Here is a 1895-nt window from a genome sequence, read left to right on the forward strand (position 1 = left end):
TGTCCTGTTGGAATCGTCACGGATTGGCCCGTGTGCGCAGGCCACTTGCGGATCAGGATAGCGGCGTGACGACAGCCCTCTCGCCGACGCCCCGCACCCGGATCAACCGTGGCCGCAACCGTGCGGTCGAGGACCGGGAGCGGCTGCACGCGTTCCTGGCCCAGGGGCTGGTCGCGCATCTGGGGGTCGTGCTGGGGACGCATCCGGTGGTGCTGCCGACGGCGTACGGCGTCGACCCGGACGGACCCGATCGCGGCGGCACGCTCTACCTGCACGGCTCGGTGGCGGCCGGATGGCTGACCCAGGCCCTGGAGCACGATGTCTGCGTGACGGTCACCGAGCTGGACGGCCTGGTCGCGGCGCGCAGCGGCTTCCACCACTCGATGAACTACCGCAGCGCGGTCGTCATCGGCCGCGCCCGGCTCGTCGAGGACCTGGCCGAGCGCCGACGTGCGCTCGACCTCGTCATCGACCAGATGATCCCCGGCCGCTCGGCCACGCTGCGTGAGCCGACCCGCAAGGAGCTGGCCGCCACCGCCGTGCTCGCGCTGCCGCTCGTCGAGGCGAGCATGAAGGAGCGGGCGGGCGACCCGGTCGACGATCCCGCCGACGTCGACGCCGGTGGCTGGGCCGGCGTCATCCCGGTCCGCCGGGTCGCCCTGGCGCCGGTCACGGCCGCGGACGCGGACGGCGCCATACCCGCGGACGTCCGCGGTCGCGCGGCGGGACTCGCCTGAGGAGAGACATGTACGTTCCGCACTTCAACGCCATCGACGAGCAGGCGGCCCGCGCGCTGGTCGCCGACCTCGGCGCCGGCGAGCTGATCACCACCGGCCCGGCCGGCTATCCGGTCGCCACCCTGCTACCCGTGCTGTGGGAGGGGGACACCGTGATCGCCCACCTCGCCCGGGCCAATCCGCAGTGGCGAGCGATCGCCCAGGACACCCCGGCGCTGCTGGTGTGCACCGGTCCGCAGGGCTACATCCATCCGGGCTGGTACGCCGCCAAGGCCGAACACGGCAAGGTCGTGCCCACCTGGAACTACGCGGCCGTCCATCTCGCCGGCCGTGCTCGGGTCATCGAGGACCCCGACTGGCTGCGCGGCGCGGTGGCGCGGCTCACCGACCGACACGAGGCGGGCTTCCCGGACCGGTGGCAGGTCGGGGACGCGCCCGAGGGCTACCTCGACGCGATGCTCAAGGCGATCGTGGGCCTCGAGTTGCGGGTCGAGCGGATCGAGGCCAAGGCGAAGCTCTCGCAGAACCGCTCCGCGGCCGACCGGCGCGGCGTGATCGAGGGGCTCGGGGCCCATCCGGTCGCCGACGCGATGCGTCGGGTCGAGGCCGACTTCGCCTGACCCGGAGCCCCCGGATAACCTCGCCGCATGACTCAGCGCACCCTCGTCCTCGTCAAGCCCGACGGCGTACGCCGCGGCCTCACCGGTGAGATCCTGCGCCGGATCGAGGCGAAGGGTTACACGCTGGTCGCCCTGGACCTGCGCACCGCCACCCGCGAGGTGCTCGCCCAGCACTACGCCGAGCACGAGGGCAAGCCGTTCTACGAGCCACTGGTGGAGTTCATGCTCTCCGGCCCGGTGGTGGCGATGGTGCTCGAGGGTGAGCGCGTGATCGAGGGCTTCCGGTCGCTGGCCGGCGCCACCGACCCGACCACCGCCGCGCCCGGCACCATCCGCGGCGACCTCGGCCGGGACTGGGGCACCGCGGTGCAGCAGAACCTGGTGCACGGCTCGGATGCGCCCGAGTCGGCCGCCCGGGAGATCGAGATCTGGTTCCCCGCCCTCTGACGTCGAGAGGTCACTTCCGGCCGGTCGAGAGGTCACTTTCGGCCGGTCGAGTGTCCAGCGATGGACACTCGGCGCGCCAAAGGTGACCTCT

Annotated in this window: 3 protein-coding genes; all 3 read left to right on the top strand. The window is 72.6% G+C overall.

Annotation, left to right across the window (positions count from 1 at the left end):
- Window positions 1-65: 65 nt before the first annotated feature.
- From VHA72_RS06905 to ndk, 3 genes are read left to right on the top strand one after another with little or no spacing between them, the layout of a single operon-like run.
- Window positions 66-737, top strand: coding sequence for a pyridoxamine 5'-phosphate oxidase family protein (locus tag VHA72_RS06905; protein ID WP_325573710.1), 672 nt, complete (start codon window positions 66-68; stop codon window positions 735-737).
- Between the two features lie 8 nt (window positions 738-745).
- Window positions 746-1357 carry an FMN-binding negative transcriptional regulator gene (locus tag VHA72_RS06910; protein ID WP_325573711.1) on the top strand — a complete coding sequence of 204 codons (612 nt, stop codon included), beginning with the start codon at window positions 746-748 and terminating at the stop codon, window positions 1355-1357.
- 27 nt (window positions 1358-1384) lie between these two features.
- The gene (ndk, locus tag VHA72_RS06915; RefSeq protein ID WP_325573712.1) at window positions 1385-1804 is read left to right on the top strand and encodes a nucleoside-diphosphate kinase; all 420 of its coding nucleotides are present in this window, start codon (window positions 1385-1387) and stop codon (window positions 1802-1804) included.
- The last annotated feature ends 91 nt before the right edge of the window (window positions 1805-1895 follow it).

This window comes from Nocardioides sp. (assembly GCF_035547795.1).
Classification (GTDB): Bacteria; Actinomycetota; Actinomycetes; order Propionibacteriales; family Nocardioidaceae; genus Nocardioides.